17 protein-coding genes and 1 rRNA gene are annotated in these 19,666 nt (G+C 32.4%); 11 read left to right on the top strand and 7 right to left on the bottom strand.

Annotated features, from left to right (window positions below):
* Nucleotide 1: 1 nt before the first annotated feature.
* From CBR30_02630 to CBR30_02615, 4 genes are read right to left on the bottom strand one after another with little or no spacing between them, the layout of a single operon-like run.
* The gene (locus CBR30_02630; protein ID PMQ01906.1) at nt 2-1,258 is read right to left on the bottom strand and encodes a hypothetical protein; all 1,257 of its coding nucleotides are present in this window, start codon (nt 1,256-1,258) and stop codon (nt 2-4) included.
* 3 nt (nt 1,259-1,261) lie between these two features.
* Complete coding sequence (locus tag CBR30_02625; protein ID PMQ01905.1) at nt 1,262-1,726, bottom strand: hypothetical protein; 465 nt, start codon at nt 1,724-1,726, stop codon at nt 1,262-1,264.
* Complete coding sequence (locus tag CBR30_02620; GenBank protein ID PMQ01904.1) at nt 1,719-3,002, bottom strand: nitrate ABC transporter ATP-binding protein; 1,284 nt, start codon at nt 3,000-3,002, stop codon at nt 1,719-1,721. Before CBR30_02620 ends, CBR30_02625 begins: the two co-directional genes overlap by 8 nt.
* A gap of 2 nt (nt 3,003-3,004) precedes the next feature.
* Nucleotides 3,005-4,726, bottom strand: a complete 1,722-nt coding sequence (locus CBR30_02615) for an ABC transporter permease (GenBank protein PMQ01903.1) — start codon at nt 4,724-4,726, stop codon at nt 3,005-3,007.
* A 270-nt stretch (nt 4,727-4,996) separates the two neighbouring features.
* Between CBR30_02615 and CBR30_02610 the strand changes: the two genes are divergently transcribed.
* Both CBR30_02610 and CBR30_02605 read left to right on the top strand, forming a co-directional pair.
* Complete coding sequence (locus tag CBR30_02610; protein PMQ01902.1) at nt 4,997-7,627, top strand: glycoside hydrolase family 57; 2,631 nt, start codon at nt 4,997-4,999, stop codon at nt 7,625-7,627.
* Nucleotides 7,617-8,267 (top strand): endonuclease V, encoded by a 651-nt coding sequence (locus CBR30_02605; GenBank protein ID PMQ01901.1) that lies wholly within the window; start codon nt 7,617-7,619, stop codon nt 8,265-8,267. The genes CBR30_02610 and CBR30_02605 overlap by 11 nt, the downstream gene beginning before the upstream one ends.
* Here CBR30_02605 and CBR30_02600 read toward each other — a convergent pair.
* Nucleotides 8,252-9,331 carry a hypothetical protein gene (locus tag CBR30_02600; protein ID PMQ01900.1) on the bottom strand — a complete coding sequence of 360 codons (1,080 nt, stop codon included), beginning with the start codon at nt 9,329-9,331 and terminating at the stop codon, nt 8,252-8,254. The genes CBR30_02605 and CBR30_02600 overlap by 16 nt on opposite strands.
* A gap of 42 nt (nt 9,332-9,373) precedes the next feature.
* On the opposite strand from CBR30_02600, the gene CBR30_02595 reads away from it, so the two are divergent.
* From CBR30_02595 to CBR30_02580, 4 genes are all read left to right on the top strand, one after another.
* Nucleotides 9,374-9,841 carry a hypothetical protein gene (locus CBR30_02595; GenBank protein ID PMQ01899.1) on the top strand — a complete coding sequence of 156 codons (468 nt, stop codon included), beginning with the start codon at nt 9,374-9,376 and terminating at the stop codon, nt 9,839-9,841.
* 65 nt (nt 9,842-9,906) lie between these two features.
* Nucleotides 9,907-10,092, top strand: a complete 186-nt coding sequence (locus CBR30_02590; GenBank protein ID PMQ01898.1) for a ferredoxin — start codon at nt 9,907-9,909, stop codon at nt 10,090-10,092.
* Between the two features lie 63 nt (nt 10,093-10,155).
* Nucleotides 10,156-11,547, top strand: a complete 1,392-nt coding sequence (locus CBR30_02585; protein PMQ01897.1) for a TldD protein — start codon at nt 10,156-10,158, stop codon at nt 11,545-11,547.
* A complete protein-coding gene (locus CBR30_02580; GenBank protein ID PMQ01896.1) occupies nt 11,547-12,863 on the top strand; it encodes a PmbA protein in 1,317 nt (438 codons plus the stop codon). Before CBR30_02585 ends, CBR30_02580 begins: the two co-directional genes overlap by 1 nt.
* On the opposite strand, the gene CBR30_02575 is transcribed toward CBR30_02580, so the two are convergent.
* Nucleotides 12,834-14,090, bottom strand: a complete 1,257-nt coding sequence (locus CBR30_02575) for a competence/damage-inducible protein A (GenBank protein PMQ01895.1) — start codon at nt 14,088-14,090, stop codon at nt 12,834-12,836. The genes CBR30_02580 and CBR30_02575 overlap by 30 nt on opposite strands.
* Nucleotides 14,091-14,174: 84 nt before the next feature.
* Between CBR30_02575 and CBR30_02570 the strand changes: the two genes are divergently transcribed.
* From CBR30_02570 to CBR30_02560, 3 genes are all read left to right on the top strand, one after another.
* Nucleotides 14,175-14,681, top strand: a complete 507-nt coding sequence (locus CBR30_02570; protein ID PMQ01894.1) for a rubrerythrin — start codon at nt 14,175-14,177, stop codon at nt 14,679-14,681.
* A gap of 72 nt (nt 14,682-14,753) precedes the next feature.
* The gene (locus CBR30_02565; GenBank protein ID PMQ01893.1) at nt 14,754-15,230 is read left to right on the top strand and encodes a rubrerythrin; all 477 of its coding nucleotides are present in this window, start codon (nt 14,754-14,756) and stop codon (nt 15,228-15,230) included.
* 39 nt (nt 15,231-15,269) lie between these two features.
* The gene (locus tag CBR30_02560) at nt 15,270-16,769 is read left to right on the top strand and encodes a hypothetical protein (GenBank protein PMQ01892.1); all 1,500 of its coding nucleotides are present in this window, start codon (nt 15,270-15,272) and stop codon (nt 16,767-16,769) included.
* On the opposite strand, the gene CBR30_02555 is transcribed toward CBR30_02560, so the two are convergent.
* Nucleotides 16,743-17,573: a diaminopimelate epimerase gene (locus CBR30_02555; protein PMQ01891.1), complete on the bottom strand. Its 831-nt coding sequence runs from the start codon at nt 17,571-17,573 to the stop codon at nt 16,743-16,745. The two genes, CBR30_02560 and CBR30_02555, sit on opposite strands and share 27 nt — an antisense overlap.
* A gap of 102 nt (nt 17,574-17,675) precedes the next feature.
* On the opposite strand from CBR30_02555, the gene CBR30_02550 reads away from it, so the two are divergent.
* Together CBR30_02550 and CBR30_02545 are read left to right on the top strand one after the other, a co-directional pair.
* Nucleotides 17,676-19,424, top strand: a complete 1,749-nt coding sequence (locus CBR30_02550; protein PMQ01890.1) for a DNA ligase — start codon at nt 17,676-17,678, stop codon at nt 19,422-19,424.
* A 156-nt stretch (nt 19,425-19,580) separates the two neighbouring features.
* Nucleotides 19,581-19,666: ribosomal RNA gene (locus CBR30_02545) — 16S ribosomal RNA — on the top strand; the annotation flags it as partial.

Here is a 19,666-nt window from a genome sequence, read left to right as displayed (position 1 = left end):
ACTAAACCCTCCTCACAAAAATTTTATTCCCCTCCACTTTTACCACAACAACCTCCGTTTCTGGAGGTAAATATTCTGAAACAGTATACACCTCTAATTTTTCCCCTTCAATCTCTGCAAAACCTGTAGGTCTTAACATAGTTAAAGTTTTACCCCTTTTGCCTATTAAATCAGTTCTCTCTTTTACTGCTATATAGCCTTGATCTTTCTTTTGTTCTTGAGTAAGTCCTAATTTTTTCCAAGCGGAGCTTTTAGGTAAGTAGATGATTAGAAATATAATTAGTGAAGTAATAGTGAAAAGAGCCATTAACATGGCTTGTAATATATTTGTGGTTCCACTTAAAAGCCAAAAAATACTGAAAAATACTGCTGCACTTCCCGATATTCCTGCTATGCCAAAACCAGGAGTATGCATCTCAATGAAAAGTAGTATCAATCCTAAGATAAATAAAATTAAAGGTTCAAAACCTGCAAGCCCAGCTAAAATATGTCCTCCAAAGAATAAACCCAGACAAATTAGTGCTAAAGCTTCGGGAAAACCAAGACCTGGAGTAAAAATTGCTACATATAAACTTAACATACCAATAGTAAGTATTATGCTTGATACTGTAGGATCTGTTATAAATCTTACTAAATTTTCAGACCAGGTTGGATGTAAGTTTTTAACTGCAAAATTATCTAATTGAAATCCTTTTAATACTTCATTTATGTCCTTTGCTATAATATCAGCATATTTATATTTTTTAGCTTCTTCTGCAGATAGTGAAAGAATTTCTCCCTCTTTTTTAATACCAGGAATTACAATATTTTTATCCACCATTCCTCCAGCTATTTTGGGGTTTCTTTTTCTTCTTTCCGCAGTACTTTCAAACTCAGATTTTAAAGCTGATATAGTTTTCTCATCTGCAGGTCTTGGTTCTGCAGCACCAATACTTCCACTGGGAGATATGGCTATTTTTTCACAAGCTATTGCGATAAGGGCACCAACAGACCAGGCTCTTTCCTTTATAAATGCAATAGTGGTTACAGGCGTATTTAATATGGCATCCCTAATCCTAACTGCAGCATCTACTCTGCCTCCAAAAGTATCAATTTCAAAGATAAAGGCTCTTGCATTTTTGCTTTCTTTAAGACTTCTTTCTATGAATGATGCTAAGCCAAGCTCTATGGTGCCTTTTACTGGTATTATGTATACAATTTCTTCTGCGGAAAATGTTAATGAAATAAGGAGAAGAAATAAAAGTAGTAATTTTTTCAAATTTTAGCCTCCTTTCTCCTTAGCATAGTATATACTAACATAAGTAATAAGAAAAGAGAAAGGTAATATAGAGATAGAAACTTGCATAGGAATATATGGGGTTATATAAATTGAAAAAAGAAATAGAGCTATCCAAGATAGAAGACTAAGTAAATATGCATGTTTAAATCTTTTGTATACAACTTCCTTTATTATTGGTAGAAAAATCAAGAATAAAAATTTAATTTCCATTCCCTTCATTATATAAAGAAACAGGAAGATGGAAAATTCATCTAACAAAGATATGAGAAAAGACTCCTTTAAAAGTTTTTTATAGAAGAGATAATATATAAATAGGGAATAGAGGAAGACACCATAAAAGTAAACCCTAATCCAAAGATTGTCAAAAAAGAATCCAAGACTTAATAGATAAATAAAAAGTAGAAAAAATATCAATAGTCTTAATCGAGCAATTACTTCATCATTCATTTTTAACCTCCATCATAATTTCCGGTAAATATAGTTCGTCTTTATTATCGTCATATTCAAAAAGCTCTGCATATCTTCCCCAGTCTATAAGTAGATCTAATTGTTTTTCTGCTTCTTGGGCAGAAGTGTGTTGTTTAAGAAGGTCTAAGAAAAAGTCTCTTGGTGCTTTATGATTGGATTTGGATTGTAATACCCTAACTATTTGTTTTAAGAATGGTACTTTTTCTAAAGCAAGCTCTTTAAAGATTTCCTTTCTTTCCAAAACATCTGCTTCTGCAAATTTCTTCCCTGCTTCTGTTAATATTAAATCTCCTTCTTTTACTTCTGCAAGTCCCAAAATTTCTGCAGCTTCAACTATTGGTAATAAGTCCTCTACATCCATTAATAGTTCTTCTCCTAATTTATATATGTCTACAGGACCTTCCATATCATTTACAAGCTCAATTAATCCAGTTATTGCTCCAACTCCAACCTGAGGTAAGAATAGATGCTTTTTTTCTCTAAAAGCAAGTTTTTCTACTGGTTTTCCTGTTAATAAGCCATAAATCATATCAACTAATTCAAGAAACTCCTTAGATTTTTTATCTCTCCAGTGGGGAATATTTATTTTAACCTCTTTAATTATTCTTCCTGGATCTTTACTCAGAAGAATTACTTTATCCGCCATATATACAGCCTCTTCAATACTATGAGTGACAAGAATCATAGCCTTTGTTGGAATTTTTTTCTCAATCCATAGCTCGATTAGGTCGTTTCTTAGGTTTTCTGCTGTTAAAACATCCAATGCAGAAAACGGTTCATCTAAGAGTAAGATGTCTGGCTCCATCACTAAAGCTCTTGCAAAACCAACTCTTTGCCTCATCCCTCCAGAAAGCTCTTTAGGATATGCATTTTCAAAACCATCAAGTCCGATAAGGTCAATAACTTTTAATGCCTTTTCCCTTCTTTCTTCAGGGGGAAGTCCTAATGCCTTAAGCCCTAACTCCACATTTTCGAAAACAGTTAACCATGGGAATAAGGCAAAGTTTTGAAATACCATGGCAACCCCTGGATTAATTCCCTTAAGCTCCTCTCCTTTATAGTAAACTTTACCCTCTTGTGGTTTAAGAAGTCCTGATATTATTCTGAGAATAGTGGATTTTCCAGAACCTGACGGACCTAATAGAGCAATAAAGTCCCCCTCATTAATAACAAAGTTTATCTTGTCTAAAACTTTTATTTCTCCTTCAGGAAACTTAAAACTTAAACTTACGTTTTCAAGTCTTAGAAGTTCCATACTTAACCTCCCAAATGGCTATATTTCTCTTCAGATAATTTGAAGAGTCTTTTCCAAAATAGCCTATTTATAGCAACTACCATGAGAGCCATAGTTAATGTGGCTCCAGCAAGAAGAGCATTGTTTCCCGTAGAGGAAGCTTCAGTAATTAATGCTCCAAGTCCAATAGTTTTTATAATTTTATTACCAAATTGTACGTATTCTGAGACTATAGTTGCGTTAAAAGCTCCTCCCATTGCTGTGATTCCTCCAGTAACAAGATAAGGAAATACGCAAGGAAGAATTAGAGTTTTCCATTTTTCCCATTTATTAATCTTTAATAGCAAAGATACTTCAATAAGGTCCTTGGGTATAGACATTGCACCTGCTATTATGTTAAACAATAAGTACCACTGAGTACCTAAAAGCATAAGAAGTATACTTGCTAAATTTAATCCCCCTGCGGTATTAATTAAAAACATTAGTATAACTGGGAAGACTGCTGTTGCAGGGACTGATGCAACAATTTGTACTATGGGCTGGAAAATTTTAGCCAGTTTTGGATTCATTCCGATTTTTACTCCAACTGGAAGGGTCCATGCAAGACCTATAGTAACTGCTACTGCCACCCTTAGAAAGGTCATAAAGGCTGAGAAAATAATTTGTTTCCAAGTTTCAAGGGGAAGTTGAATAATCAAATTTCCTAAACCAATAGCTCCTCTTATAACTAATAATATTATAAGAGCTAAGATTATATTATTGAAGATCTTTATTAATTTAGAGGGATTTGAGATTTGTTTTGCTTCTTGAATATATTTTTTAACAAAAAACATATTTATCTTTTCTCTTAGTGGATGGGCTATTCTCTCTCTAATTATGTTAACTATTTGAGATCTCCTATACCATATAAGTATCGTAGACTCAACTTCATCCCCTTTTGTAAATTCCATCTTAAATTTTTGACTCCATGCTGTTAAAGGTCTCCAAACTAATTGATCAATTAGTATGATTACAGTTATTAAGGTTAATAATCCATAAATAATTTTGTTTAAATCACCTTTCATAGCAGAAAAGGATAGGTAGGAGCCAATACCTGGTAGTACGATTTCTTGGTTTGTAATGGTAAACATCTCGCATGCCATTAAGAAAAACCATCCTCCTGCTACAGACATCATACTATTCCAAAGCAATCCAATAGCGGAATATGGAAGCTCCAAATACCAGAACCTTTGCCAAGGATTTAGTTTTAATATTTTACTTGCTTCTCTTAAGTCTCTGGGAATAGAAATTAAAGATTGATAAAAACTGAAAACCATATTCCAAACTTGTCCTGTAAATATTAGGATTATTGAAACTATTTCTAATCCTAATTTTGAACCTGGAAACAAAGCCAATACTGCCATAAAAACAGGAGGCAAAAAAGATAGTACAGGTATAGATTGTAAGATATCTAAAAGAGGTATAAGAATTTTTTCTAATCTTTTATTGTATGCAGCCAAATAGCCATAAACTAAGGTAAATATAAAAGAAAGTATGTAAGCAAAAATCATTCTTATTAGAGAATATATTGCATAAAGTGGTAGTTTTGTTGGTGAAAGATCAAAGGATAGAGGTTGAGGAGATTTTGTGTAGTAAAGGTTTAGAGAGGAAATAGCGTAAATAATACTTCCTATAAAAAGAAGTATTATAAAATCTCCAATGGATATTTTTCTGTAAGATATAGGAGACCAGAGTATTCTTTTCATGGTCTCTGATCCCCTTTTCTTGGTATTTTAAGTAAATATATGGGAGAAAGCTTAATATAATCCATAGAACCATTTCTCCTTTCTTTAATTTTTCTCTAAGATAAAAACTAAAAATCAAGCGCCTCGGTACAGGATTACCGTCTAAATTAGTACTCATATACCTTTGCTTTCTCCCCCCTTTCTTTTTATTAATTAATAACTCTAAGCCTTAATATAAACCTTTGATTTATGAGTGTCAATAAAAAATATTTTGATATATAATATTGTGGTATGGCAGAGAAAATTTTTCTTGCTTTTGTATGGCATATGCATCAGCCCTATTATAAGGATAGGGAGAAGGATATTTATTTATTCCCTTGGGTTAGGCTTCATGGGATTAAAAACTATTTCAATATGGTGAATATATTGTATGATTATCCAAAGATTAAACAAGTCTTTAATTTGACACCAGTTCTTGTAATGCAGTTAAAAGATTATGTAGAAAATAGAGCAAAAGACTTATGGTTGGAAAAAACTTTAATTCCTTCTACGGATCTTTCTGAGGAAGATAAAGAATTTATTTTAGATAGATTTTTCTGGCTTAATTTTGATAAGATGGCATCAATACATCCAAGGTATAACGAGTTATGGAGAAAAAAACAGAATAAAGAGAGTTTTTCCTCGCAGGATTTCTTAGACTTACAAGTTTTATATAATCTTTGTTGGTTTGATCCAGAATATAGGAATAAAGATGAGTTTTTAAACTATTTATGGAAGAAAGGGAAAAACTATACTGAGAGTGAAAAATATAGGTTAGTAGAAAAACAATTTGAGCTCCTTGGTAAAGTCCTTAGTTTATACAAAGATCTGCAAGATAAAGGGCAAATAGAGGTTATTTTTTCTCCTTTTTATCATCCAATTCTTCCCCTCTTAATTGATACAGATTCTGCAAGGATAGCAACTCCTAATTTGCCACTACCTGCATTGCCCTTTAGATATCCTGAGGATGCAAAAATGCAAATAAAAATGGGAATTGACTTTTATTTGGAAAACTTTGGAGTTTACCCCAAGGGGATGTGGCCCTCTGAACAGGCAGTAAGTCCAGAAGTCATAGAGATGGTTTCAGATTTTAATTTAAGATGGATTATTACTGATGAGAAAATTCTCTTTAAAACCTTAAAAAAGGATTTGGTTAGAGATTTAGACGGATATTTAGTTGAACCGCATGTTTTATATAAACCGTATATAGTTAATATAAAGGGTAAGAAGACAAATGTGGTTTTTAGGGATAGTTTCTTGTCAGATAAAATAGGATTTACTTATATGCATCTTTCCCCAGAGGAGGCTGCAAAGGACTTATATCAAAGGTTGATAAATATTAAAAATAGATTACCTAATGATTTTCCTTACTTAGTGACTATTGCATTGGACGGTGAGAACTGCTGGGAATATTATGATAATGATGGAAGAGATTTCTTAAGAAGCTTTTATAGCTTATTATCTAATTCATCTGATATAGAAACAATTACTGTAGGTGAGTATTTAGAGAAATTTTCTCCAGTGGATGAATTGAACAATATTTTTACTGGTTCTTGGGTAGATGCAGATCTTACTACATGGATTGGAGAGAAAGAAGAAAATATCGCTTGGAATTATTTAAAGATTGTAAGAGATTTTGTTGAAGATAAGTTAGAGGAAAATGAAAGCTTGAAAAGTAAAATAGATAGTGTATCTCTATATGCAGGTGAGGGAAGTGATTGGTTTTGGTGGTTTGGTGATGATCAGGATTCGGGACATGATGAGATCTTTGATTATATTTTTAGACAGCATTTAAAGAATGTATATATTTCTTTAGGAGAGGATCCACCTTATTTCCTTAATGTTCCTATTGTCATTAAAAAGCCTCTATGGCTTGAAAGGGAACCATTGATAATGACTCCAAATATTGATGGAGAAATAAGTAGCGAAGGGGAATGGGCAGATGCATCCCTTAATTTGATAGATACTAAGAGTAGATTGTTGAAAGGGGTTTACTATGCCTATGATCTTGATAACTTGTATATAAGGGTAGATACAAATATACATCCTGATGAATTCTTTAAACATGGTTACTATATAGATTTTTACTTTTCTCATCCTCAGGATAGTGCAAGGAATATTTATATAAGAAATAAAAAACGGATTTTAGGTTATCCTTTATCTTTAAATATTAGGATTAAGAACTCTAATAATTATGAATTGTGGAAAGCTTTGGGAAATGAGAAGTGGATTTTGATAGATAGAATAAAGGATTTAGGTGTAAAAAATATTTTTGAGTTAAAAATTCCTATGCAATACTTTGAAGGTAGAAAAGGAGAGAAGATTAATTTTACCCTTATTGTTTATAAAGAAGAAAATCCTGTTGAGGTATTTCCTGAAGAAGATGGTTTTAAATTTATTATTCCTGGACTACTTGAAGAGATTTTTTCGAAGATTGTTTATAAACAAAGACAAGATGTAAGCCTAAATATTTATATAAATTCATTTTTAATTCCTAATAGAGAAAAATATTATCATGGTTACTCAAAGATCTATTTAACACCCGATAAGAATTTACCAGAGAATGTGGAAGAGGTTTATAAGGGGTTAATAATTAGAAAATATCTTAATATTGAAGATTTGTGGTTAATTTTACAAGGAGTTAGAGAACTACGTAGATATAACATAGCAGATTATAAAGTTAGTTTTCCTCTAAAAGAAGTAAAAAGGGTTAATGAAAACAAATATATCCTTATTCCAAGAGATTCTTTAAGAAATTTTGTGTCTATTTATTTTTCTCAACAAAAGGTGGCGGTATTCCAGAAGTTTCTTGATCTTTTAGGCTATATTCCAAAGGGAAGAGAGGATCTTTGTTGGGGGAGTATTGAAATAATTGGATTATGAAAAATACTTCTCTTTTAGGAATTTAGATGAAGCTATAGAGATTCAAAATAAATTAGCTAAGAAAATAGTGCTTCAGGATAAATTTAGTAGTTTATCCTTTGTGGGGGGAGCTGATGCATCGTCGAAAGATGGGAAAATATTAGGTGTGATAGTAGTTTTAGAAATGGATACATTAAGATGTGTTGAGGTTCAGAGATTTGTTACTGAAGAAAAGATTCCTTATATTCCAACCTTTTTAAGTTTTAGGGAAGGTTTGAGTATAGTGAAGTGTTGGGAAAATCTAAGGATTAAGCCAGATATATTGATTGTTGATGGTCAAGGTTATGCGCATCCAAGACGCTTAGGAATAGCTTCGCATATTGGAGTGGTTTTAGATATTCCTACTATTGGTTGTGCTAAGAAACCATTGGTGGGTAATTTCAAAATTCCTGGAAACAAAAGAGGAGAATATGAATATATTTATCACAGAAAAGAGGTAGTTGGAATAGTTTTAAGGACTAAAGAGAATGTAAAACCTGTATTTGTTTCTCCTGGACATAAAGTGTCTTTAGAGTCTGCAAGAGAGATAATTTTAAAAACGATAGCTAAGTATAGATTGCCTGAGCCTATTAGATGGGCTCATTATTACAGTTTGAAATAAAAAGACAATTTTTTTAAGGCATCAATTTCTTCCCTTTTTCCTAATTTAGCCTTTTTAATGGCTTTTTCTAAAATTTCAATGGATTTATCGTAGGTTCTTTTATCTACTGGATAAGGAATGCCATCTTTTCCTCCATGAGCAAAACTGAACCTTGCTGGATCTTTGAAGCTCGGAGGAGTACCATATACTAATTCGCTAATTAATGCTAAAGCCCTTAATGTTTTTGCTCCCACTCCCTCATATAGTATTAGTTCCTGAAAATCCTTGGGCGGATTCTCATAGGTTTTTAAAATAATTGTTTTTAGATTTTCAGGTTTTATCTCTTTTGTTGTTATTGAGTGATGAGGAGGAAGTATAAGAGAATTTGAGATCTTTTCATAAGTTTTAATCACTGATTTGGGATTTTCTTTTACTATGTTTAAGATGACTTCTTGGGCAGATTTGCTTTCCTTTGCTACCAAATTTAATACATTATTTTCAAATTTTTGAGTACAAATAGCTTTGTGGGGATCTTCTATAAAGCTTACAACCTCTTCTCCTAACCAGTGGTATCTCCTTGCATAATTATTTTTTTCATTCATCCCCTGTTGAATTACACACCACGCTCCATCTTTTGTAAAAATTAATAGATGATGATAGAGCTGGTAACCATCTTGAAGGGCATTATTATCTATTCTTGCTACAAGTCTACTTAAAGTAATCCAGGGGTTAGGATCAAACCCTATAGAATCTGCCAAACTTTTGATCTCATCTGGTGTATTTAAAGCAGTTTTACCCTTTCCTCCCACAATAAAGAGCCCTAATTCTTTGCTTAACTCTCCTAAACCTTCTTTCAGAGCACCTCCTGTGGTTGTGGTAAGTCCACTGGAATGCCAGTCGAAACCAAGTACACATCCTAAAGCTTGAAACCAATAAGGGTCTGATAAGTTTCTAATAAAATCGGAAATTCTATTTTCTATATAAAACAAAAGAATTATTTCCCTTGCGAGCTTTTTCATTCTCTGAAAAAGCCAGTAGGGGGCTTTTCCTGAATGTAAAGGTAAATCTGCAAATTCTCTTTTCATCTTGTATAATTATATCACTATTACTTTTACGAGGTGATAATTATGTTAAAAAAAGGGTTAATATTAATTTTTATTCTTGTTTTTCTCTTTTTGATTGTGGGATTTGGAGAAGAAATTAAATTCCCTAAATTCCCCAAAGGGCACTTAACTATAACTCAAGGAAGCAAAAAATTGACTATTCCAATAGAGATAGCGGATAGAGATGAGCTTCATTCTTTTGGCTTAATGTATAGAAAGGATATACCTTGGAACTTTGGAATGCTTTTTATTTTTCCCCAGGATGTTAGTTATGGTTTTTGGATGAAAAATACCTATGTTCCTTTAGAAATTGCATTTATAAATTCACAGAAGATAATCTTTAATATTCAAAAAATGTATCCTTGTAAAGGAGAAGATTGCCCTGTTTATTTTAGTCCAAAGCCTTATAGATATGCTTTGGAGGTTAAGATGGGATTCTTTGAAAAGTTTGGTTTTAAGGAAGGAGCTAAGATTGATTTTAAAAAGAATTAAATTGACAATAAAAAAATTTTTATTTATTCTTTAGAGAAAAATTTTATATAGAGGAGGTTAATTTAATGGGAGCACCTAAAGTTGATAGAGACTTATGTATAGGATGTGGAGTCTGTGCATCTTTATGCCCTGATGTATTTGAGATTGATGAGGAGGGCAAGGCTCGAGTTATTGAGGGTGCAGATTGTGAATCTGCAGGCTGTTGTCAAGATGCAGCAGATTCTTGTCCAGTTTCTGCCATTACTCTATAGAGAGATTTTTTTAAGGGGTAGGAACTTTCCTACCCCAAATTTTTTCTGTGAGGTGGTTATAGCTTGTTTAACAAAAATATAATTGAGGAGATTTTGGCTATTTCTTTGGAAAAAGGTGGAGATTTTTCAGAGTTATTTTATGAGGAAAGTAACTCTATATTATTAAAACTTGATGATAATAAGATTGAGGAGGCAGTTTTTGGAGAAGATTTTGGGGTTGGTATAAGAGTTATAAAGGGGAATATTACCTTTTATGGTTATACTAATGATATAACCCATCAGGGTTTAAGAAAATTGGCAAAAGAAATAGCTCTTGCAATAAGTGAGGGTGATTATTTAAAAAGAATTGCATTAGAAGATAAAGAAATAGGATACTCTCAGGATATTAAAAGAGATATATCTCATTTTAATCTTAATAGTGGAGCAGAGCTTTTGAAGTTAATGAATGATAAGGCAAGAAAATATAATTCTTCTATAATTCAATTTACAGCAGGATTAAGATGTAGTGATCAAAAAGTGATTATTGCGAACTCGAATGGCGATTATAAGGAAGATAGAAGATTTAGAACATCCTTATATGGTTTTTCTGTGGCTGGTAAGGATGGTCTTATACAAACAGGGTATGAGTCCTTTGCAAGGCTTGGCGATTTTAATATTTTGAAGGAGGAAGTAGCGATAAATGTAGCTCTTGAGTCTGCAAGAAGAGCAGTTCTACTGCTTTCTGCTGAGGAGGCACCAGCGGGAGAAATGCCAGTTGTTATTTCCTCAAAAGCTGGGGGAGTTATAGTGCATGAAGCAGTAGGTCATGGATTAGAAGGAGATTTGGTAGAAAAGAATGTGTCGGTTTATGCTGGAAAAGTAGGACAAAAAGTTGCTTCTGAACATATAACTCTTGTGGATGCAGGTAATTTAGAAGGCTATTATGGGAGTTTTAGTTTTGATGATGAAGGAATTCCCTCTCAATATAACATTTTGATTGAAAAAGGTATATTAAGAGGATACATGCATTCAAGATTATCAGCAAAAAATTTAGGTGCAAAACCAACAGGCAATGGTAGAAGACAAAATTTTAGATTTCCTCCCATTCCTCGAATGACAAATACTTTTATCTTGCCAGGAGAAAAAAATCCTGAGGATATATTAAATAGTGTAGATAAGGGATTATATGTGGTGAAGATGGGAGGAGGTCAGGTAGATACAATAAGTGGTGATTTTGTTTTTGCTGTAGAAGAAGGATATCTAATAAGGAATGGAAAGATTTCAGTTCCTGTTAGAGGTGCTACTTTAATTGGAAATGGTCCTAAGGTTTTAGAATTAATTGAAATGATTGGTAATGATTTGGGTTTTGCCCCAGGTACTTGTGGAAAGGATATGCAAGGAGTACCTGTAACTGACGGTATGCCCACAGTTTTGGTTTCTAAGATTACTGTTGGTGGGACTAAGGAGGAGAACTGATGAATATTGATCTTAAAAATAGATTTATCCAATGTGTTGATAAGAAGAATATAAAGAAGGCAGAGCTCTTTTATCAAGAAGTTGAGAAGGTTCATTTGTCTATTAGTGGGGGAGATATTGAAAGGTTTCAGTCTTCTAAAGAATCTGGATATAGTGTTAGGGTTATAAAAAATAATAGACATGGTTTTTCTTATGCCAACAATATAGAGAAAATGGAAGATATTTTGGATAAAGCGATAAATTCAGCAGAAGTATTGTCGGAGGATAATAATTGGACCTTTGTAGAAAATGTTATTTGTAAAGATGAAAATTTTTATAGAGATGAACCTTCTATTCGTGAAAAAATTGATACTTTAAAGGAAGTTGAAAAACAAATTTATGCAAAAGATAAAAGAATAAAAAGTATTAGAGAAGTTACGTATGAATTTTACAAGGTTAGAGTTAATATATTAAATAGTTTGGGTTCTGAATTAGAATACAATTATCAGTATCAGTATGTATATACTGAAGTTGGTGCTTCAGATGGAAAAGATGAAAGGGGTTCATGGGAGTTTAAAGTTGGAAAAACGTGGTACGATTTAGATTTTAATGATCTGATAAGTAAATCGGTTTGGAAGGCAATAAGTCTATTGGGAGCAAAACCTATTTCTTCTCAGAGGGCGGTTGTAATATTACCGAGAGAACGTGCTCAGGATTTATTAGAAGTTTTTGTTCAGGCTTTTTCTGCAGATATGGTGCAAAAAGGAAAATCCATTTTTAAAAATAAAATAGGTGAAAAAATAGCTTCAGAGAAACTTACCATAATTGAAGATCCTAATCTTGAAGAGGCTTTTCTTAGAAGAAAATTTGATGATGAGGGAATTTTTACTAAAAGTAAAGAAATTGTGAAAGATGGAAAATTAAACTCTTTCTTACATAATTTATATACAGCTAATAAAGATAATGTGAAATCAACTGGAAATTGTGTGAGAGGAAGTTATAAAAATTTACCAGGTGTTGGTGCTTTCAATCTCTTTATAAAACCTGGAGAAAAATCAGAAGAAGAGATTATTAAGTCTACGAAAGATGGATTGTATGTATTTAACTTAATGGGATTACATCTTATTGATCCTATATCAGGAGACTTTTCTATAGGGGCGGATGGTTTATGGATAAAGGATGGAGAGTTTGTAGGACCTGTTTGTGAGATTACAATATCTGGAAATCTTAAGGATTTCCTACAATCAGTGAGTGAAGTGTCAAAGGAGATCACTTTTAATGGTACTGTTGTATCCCCTATGCTCAAATTAGAGGATATTATGTTGGCTGGTAAATGACATTAATTCTTGTCTAAGCCAATTCAAACTGTATAATACTGATTGGGTTCTTATTCTTTCTCTATCGCCAGAAAAGCGAAATTCATTAACTTTTTTTATTCCGTTAATATAGAGACCTGTATAAACTAAACCTACAGGTTTTTCAGGAGTGCCACCTTCTGGACCTGCAATACCTGTTATAGATAATCCAATATTTGAATTGGAAACTTTGGCTACTCCTTCAGCCATTTCTAAAGCACATTCTTTACTAACAGCCCCATATTTTTTTATTGTATCTTCCCTTACTGATAGTCTTTTTATTTTTGATTCATTACTGTATGCAATGATGCCTTCTTTTAATACTTTTGAAATACCAGGAACGTTTACAAGTCTTGATGTAAGTAATCCACCTGTGCAAGATTCTGCAATAGAGATTGTAAGGTTATTATCAATAAGTAGTTTTGCAATAACCTCTTCTATTGTAATATCTCCTTCACCATAGAAATATTCCTTCAATCTATTCACAATAATTTCTTTTACAGGATTTATCAGCTTTTTCCCTTCCTCTACACTTTCAGCGTAGGAAGTTATTCTTAGAATAACCTCTCCGCTACTTATATATGGTGCAATAGTTGGATTTCTCTGATTTTTAATAAGATCTTTTATTTTTTCTTCCAATAGGCTTTCTCCTATACCACAAAATCTTAAAATTTCAGAATACAGTGTCCCCTTACTGAATTGCTTTAAAAATGGAGTTACCTGTTCATCAAACATAGGAATCATTTCACGAGGTGGACCTGGGAGTATTATAAGGATTTTATCGTTTTTCTCAATTATCATTCCTGGTGCTAACCCATGATTATTTATTAAGACCTTACTTCCTTTCAAAACTAACGCTTGTTTTTTATTACTATCTGTTATTGGTATATTTCTCTTTTCAAAATATTCTTGGATTTTATTAAGAGAAAATTCATCATAAACTAATTCTATATTTAAAAGTTCACTTATAGCTTCCTTAGTTAAATCATCCTGGGTTGGTCCAAGTCCACCTGTAGTTATGATAATATCGCTCCTGTTCAGAGCAATCTCAATAGCTTTTTTGATCCTGTCTATATTATCTCCTACAGTGGTTTGATAGTAAACGAATATACCGAGTTCTGCTAATCTTTTTGATATATACTGGGCATTTGTATTTAATATATTACCTAATAAAAGCTCTGTTCCTATACTAATAATTTCACATATCATGGTATTAGTTTACCAAGTAAGTTTTATTTATTCAACAGTAATGCTATAATAAAAATGATAATAATTTTATGTGGAGGTGTGAGCATGAGGAAGATGACAGAGGAGAATTTAAAAAGTGCTTTTGCTGGTGAAAGTCAAGCCCATATGAAATATATGATCTATGCGGATGTAGCAGAAAAGGAAGGATTAAAAAATATTTCTAAATTATTCAGAGCCATAGCTTATGCAGAGTTAGTTCATGCAAGAAACCATTTAAGAGAACTGAGTGGAATAAATAAAACTCCTGAAAATTTACAGGTTGCTATTAATGGTGAAACTTTTGAGGTAGAGGAAATGTATCCTGCCTATAGACAGGTTGCAGAATTACAAAATGAGAAAGGTGCTGTTAGATCCACAACCTTTGCATTGGAAGCAGAAAAAATTCATGCGGAGATGTATAAGAAGGCAAAAGATAAAGCAGAAAAGGGAGAAGATTTGGAACTTGGAAAAGTATATGTTTGTGATGTTTGTGGATATACTGGAGAAGGGGAAGTTCCTGATAAGTGTCCTATATGTGGAGCACCAAGAACAAGTTTTAAGGTCTTTGAATAACAAGCTCTTATTCGAGGGCTCCCATTTTTTGGGAGCCCTTAAAAAAAATCATTCGAAGGAGGATGTAGGACTATGCCAATTTTATTCTCAGATAAGGACATATTAGAGATGGCTATCCATATAGAAGAGGAAGGTGAAAAGTTTTATAATTTGTTTTCAGAAAAGGCTTTTAAAGATGAAGTTAAAAAGATTTTTAACTTTTTAGCCTTAGAGGAAAGAAGGCATGCAGAAACCTTCAAGGAAATATATAAGAATTTAGAAAAAGAAGAATTTTTAACTGCTTATGAGGATGAGGAGGCAAACAAATACCTACATGCTTGGGTTTCTGCACAAGTTTTTATAGATTGGGATAGGATTTTAAAAGAGGATACCTTTTTTAATTCCTCATCTGCCATAGATTTGGCTATTTCTTTGGAAAAAGATTCTCTTTTATTTTATTATGGAATTTTAGATCATTTAAAAGAAAAAAGTAAGAAAATAGTAAGGGAAATAATAAATCAGGAGAGAACACATTTAGAACAATTGATAACTTTGAAAAAGTCCTTTTAATTGACATCTTATTAGTTAAGATATAAAATTATCCCAAGTATGAAAAGAGCTGTTGTACTTGTAGTATTTCTATTTTTATTTTTAAATAATAGTTTTTCTTTTTTAGAAAATAATAGGCAAAGCCTGAGTATCTATATTGGTTTCTTTAATATTGATACAAAAAATCTCTATTCCTATCCCAAAGAGGTTATTAATCTCCTGTATGAGCCTCTTTTTACTGTTAATCAGAAAGAAAATAAGTTGATACCTGTTTTGGCAGAATCGTGGAGAATCTATGAGAAGGGTAAAGTTTGGTTTTTTAAATTGAGAAATAATGTTAAATGGGCTGATGGAAAAGATTTTAGTGCAGATGATGTAGTTTATTCCTTCGCAGATCTGAAAGAAAAGGGGATAATTGCTGAAAAAGTTAGTAATTATGTTGTAAAGATTATTTTCCCTGATTTTACATATCCTTTTTATGGAAGGCTTCCCTTAATTCTCCCAGCCCATATAAAAAGTGAATATAGGATAGGAACAGGACCTTTCTATATGAAAGAATATATTCCTAATAAAGAGATTTCTTTTGAGAAAAATATCTATTATTGGAGGAAGGATAAAGCGAATAATCAATTACCGTATCTTGATAGGATAACTATTAGCTTAGAAAATAGAGATGTCGATATTAAAAAAATAGAAGAAAAAGACTTAAAAAACATTAGTTCATATGAAAGAGATTATAACATTTATAATTTAGGTTTAGATTTTTTAAGTGACGTATTATTAATTAACCAAAACCCATATGCTCCTATTCCTAAATACAAATTAAAGCTCTTTCAAAATGTAAATTTCAGAAGAGCCTTATCTCATGCCATAAATAGAGAAAAAATAATTGAAAAAGTGTATTGGGGCTATGCAGGTATAAGGGAAAATCCAATTCATCCTTTATCCTGCTTCTATACTAAAAATATCTTTGAATTTAATTATAATTTGGATTTAGCAAGAAATCTTTTAGAGAGTTTAGGATTGCGGGATAGAGATAAAGATGGTTATTTAGAGGATTTAAGTGGGAATAAATTAGAGTTTGAAGTGCTTGTAAATCATAATGAAATAGTTAGAAAAATAGCGGAGATAATTAAAGATGATTTTGAAAAATTAGGAATAAAACTTACCATTTCAGATAAAAATAATATTAATATATATCTTTACCAAACATTCAATTGGGAACTGATTTTAACAAGATATGATTGGGGGATTTATCCCGAAGAAAACTCAAATGTCTTTTTGTCAAAAGGAGATAAACATTTTTGGTTTCCATATCAACGAAGACCTTATTTTGATTGGGAAAAGGAGTTAGATATACTTTTTAATAACTATTTAGTTGGTAGTAATTTGACAACTAAAAAGATAAATATGTACAAGCTCCAGAGACTATGGAGTAATAAAGTTCCGTTAATAACTATTACAAGTCCTTATGTTATCTATATGGCTAAAAAAGATATTAATAATTTTAAACCCGATTTATTTTTGGGACCTTTATGGAATTCTTATGAGCTCTTCTAAAAATTCTTTACTTAAAGTTCCTTCAAAAATCTCCTGAGCAGGTCCCTTTAAAAATACATGTCCATTCTCTTTTATGTTTACATATAATTCTCCACCTGGCATTATTACTTTGACATTATTTTTCACAAGCCCCTTTTTATAGGCTGCGCAGGCAGAAGCACAGGAACTACTTCCAGAGGCTAAAGTATATCCAGCGCCTCTTTCCCATATCCTAATTTCAATGGTGCTATCTGAAATTACTTTTACCATTTGTACATTAGTTCTGTTTGGGAATAATGGATGATTCTCAATCTTAGGTCCAAGATCTTTAATCAATTCTTCATCAATTTCATCCACGAAAAACACGCAGTGGGGGTTTCCAATTGATAGGTAAACTATATTTAATTTTTCTTCATTATTGATCTCTATTTCCTTATCTACGTATATATACTCTATTTTCCCCATATCAACCTCAATGTTTTTTACTCTTTCATTGTCTAACTCTAAATTTATTTCTACTTTTCCCCCTAAAGTATTGATATAAAATTTGGTATTTTTAGTGTAGCCATGATCATAGAGAAACTTGGCTAATATTCTAAGTCCATTTCCACTTTTTTCAGCCTCACTCCCATCAGGATTAAATATTCTTACGCTAAAATTTTCGTCGTCTATTTTTTCGAAAAGTAATATACCATCAGAGCCAATACCATAATTTCTATGACAAATTCTTTGAATTACTGAAGGCTTTAGAGGAAATTGGACGTGATTTTTATCAAATATGATATAGTCATTACCAAGCCCATGGCTTTTGACAAAACTATTCAACTTTTATCACCTCTCCTCAAAATTTTTTGCCATATTTTAACACATATTTGGATATATGTTAAAATTAACCTTGAAACCATATTATGGAAAGGAGAAGTAATTATGCTTTTTAAAGATCTTTCCATGTTTTTTAAAAGATTGGAGTCTACAACAAAAAGAAATGAGATGATGGTTATTTTGGCAGATTTGTTTAATAAAGCTAAGGTTGAAGAGATAGATAAGATAATATATTTGTTAGATGGAAGAGTAGCACCCCCTTATGAGAAGTTAGAATTTGGAATGTCTGAGAAACTCATTATAAGGTCTTTAGCTCAAGCATTTTTAAAGAGCATTTTAGACATAGAGAACATGTATAAAGAAATAGGAGACTTAGGAGAGGTGGCTGAAAAATTAGCAGAAGAGAAAGAAGAAGATATGGAAGTTTTAGAGGTTTTTAAAGTTTTGTATGATATTGCTTTGCTAAGTGGAGAAGGAAGTGTTGAGGCAAAAGTTAATAAACTTGGATATCTAATAAGAGCTCTAAGTCCGCTGAGTTCTAAATATGTGGTTAGGATTATTTTAGGGAGACTTCGACTTGGTGTGGGAGAACCAAGTATTATGGATGCTTTGTCTTATGCGAAAAAGGGAGATAAAAATTTGAGGCAATATATAGAAAGAGCTTTTAATATTACATCTGACTTAGGATATGTGGCAAAAGTATTTTGGGAAGGTGGGGTAGATGCCCTTAAAAAGATAAAGGTTGAGGTTGGAAGACCTATAAGAATGGCTCTTGCTGAGAGATTATCAAGCGCTGAGGAGATTATAAAAAAGCTTGGTAAGTGTAGTGTAGAGCCAAAGTTTGATGGTTTTAGATGTCAAGTCCATAAAAATGGAACGGAGATTAAAATATTCTCTCGTAACCTTGAGGATAATACTCATATGTTTCCTGATTTGGTTCAAGGAATAATTCAACAAGTATCTAACGAGAAGGTCATTTTTGAGGGGGAAGCCATATCTTATAATCCAGAGACTAATGAATTTTATCCATTTCAAATGACTGTTCAGAGGAAAAGAAAGTATGACATAGATAAAATGGCGTCTATGTTCCCTTTAAAACTATTTGTTTTTGATTTGTTATATGTAGATGGCGAGGATCTAACCCCTCTTCCTTATTTAAGAAGAAGAGAGAGATTAGAGAAAATAATTATCCCAGGAGATACTATTTTTTTAACTAATTACATTATCACAAATAACCCCGTAGAATTACAAGCCTTTTTTGAAGAATGTATTACAGAAGGCTTAGAAGGTATAGTGGCTAAAAGATTAGATGCTCCCTATCAGGCAGGCGTAAGGAATTTCAATTGGATAAAGTTAAAAAGATCTTATCAAAGTCAATTATCAGATACAGTGGATGCTGTAATTTTGGGTTATTTCAAGGGAAGAGGACAGAGAGCAAAATTTGGCATTGGTGCTTTACTAGTTGGGGTTTACAATCCCGATGAGGATAGATATGAGACCATTGCTAAAATAGGTACTGGACCAACAGAAGAGGAATGGGTTAAATTTAGAGAAATATTAGATGAAATAAAAGTAGAGGAAAAACCTCATAATGTTGAGTCACAGATTATTCCTGATGTATGGGTTTATCCCAAATATGTAGTTGAAATTCAAGCGGATGAAATTACGAAGAGCCCAGTGCATACCTGCGGAAAGAATGGGGAAAAATTAGGTTATGCTTTAAGATTTCCACGAGTTATTGGCTTTATAAGGGAAGATAAATCCGCAAAAGATGTTACGACGGTAAAGGAGATAATAGAAATGTACAAACTGCAAAAGAAAGAAATTATCTCTGATAATTCTGTAGAAAAATAATTAAGGGTACCCTCTTGTCAAAGTTAAGGGTATATGATAGAATTAACGTGCCTGCGGGAGAGAAGCAGGCGGATGCACCTTAGAAAAGGGGAAGAAGGAAGAAGGAGATAAAGAGCGAGGAAAAGACCTTCCAGAAGGGATAGGGAATAGATCCGGATGGAGGGTTTGATCCTGGCTCAGGACGAACGCTGGCGGCGTGCCTAAGGCATGCAAGTCGAGCGGTAGCTCCTATTGGTTTATGC

The organism is Dictyoglomus sp. NZ13-RE01, from assembly GCA_002878375.1.
GTDB lineage: Bacteria > Dictyoglomota > Dictyoglomia > Dictyoglomales > Dictyoglomaceae > NZ13-RE01.
Note: the sequence above shows the minus strand (reverse complement) of the source record. Positions and strands in the feature narration are given on the sequence as shown.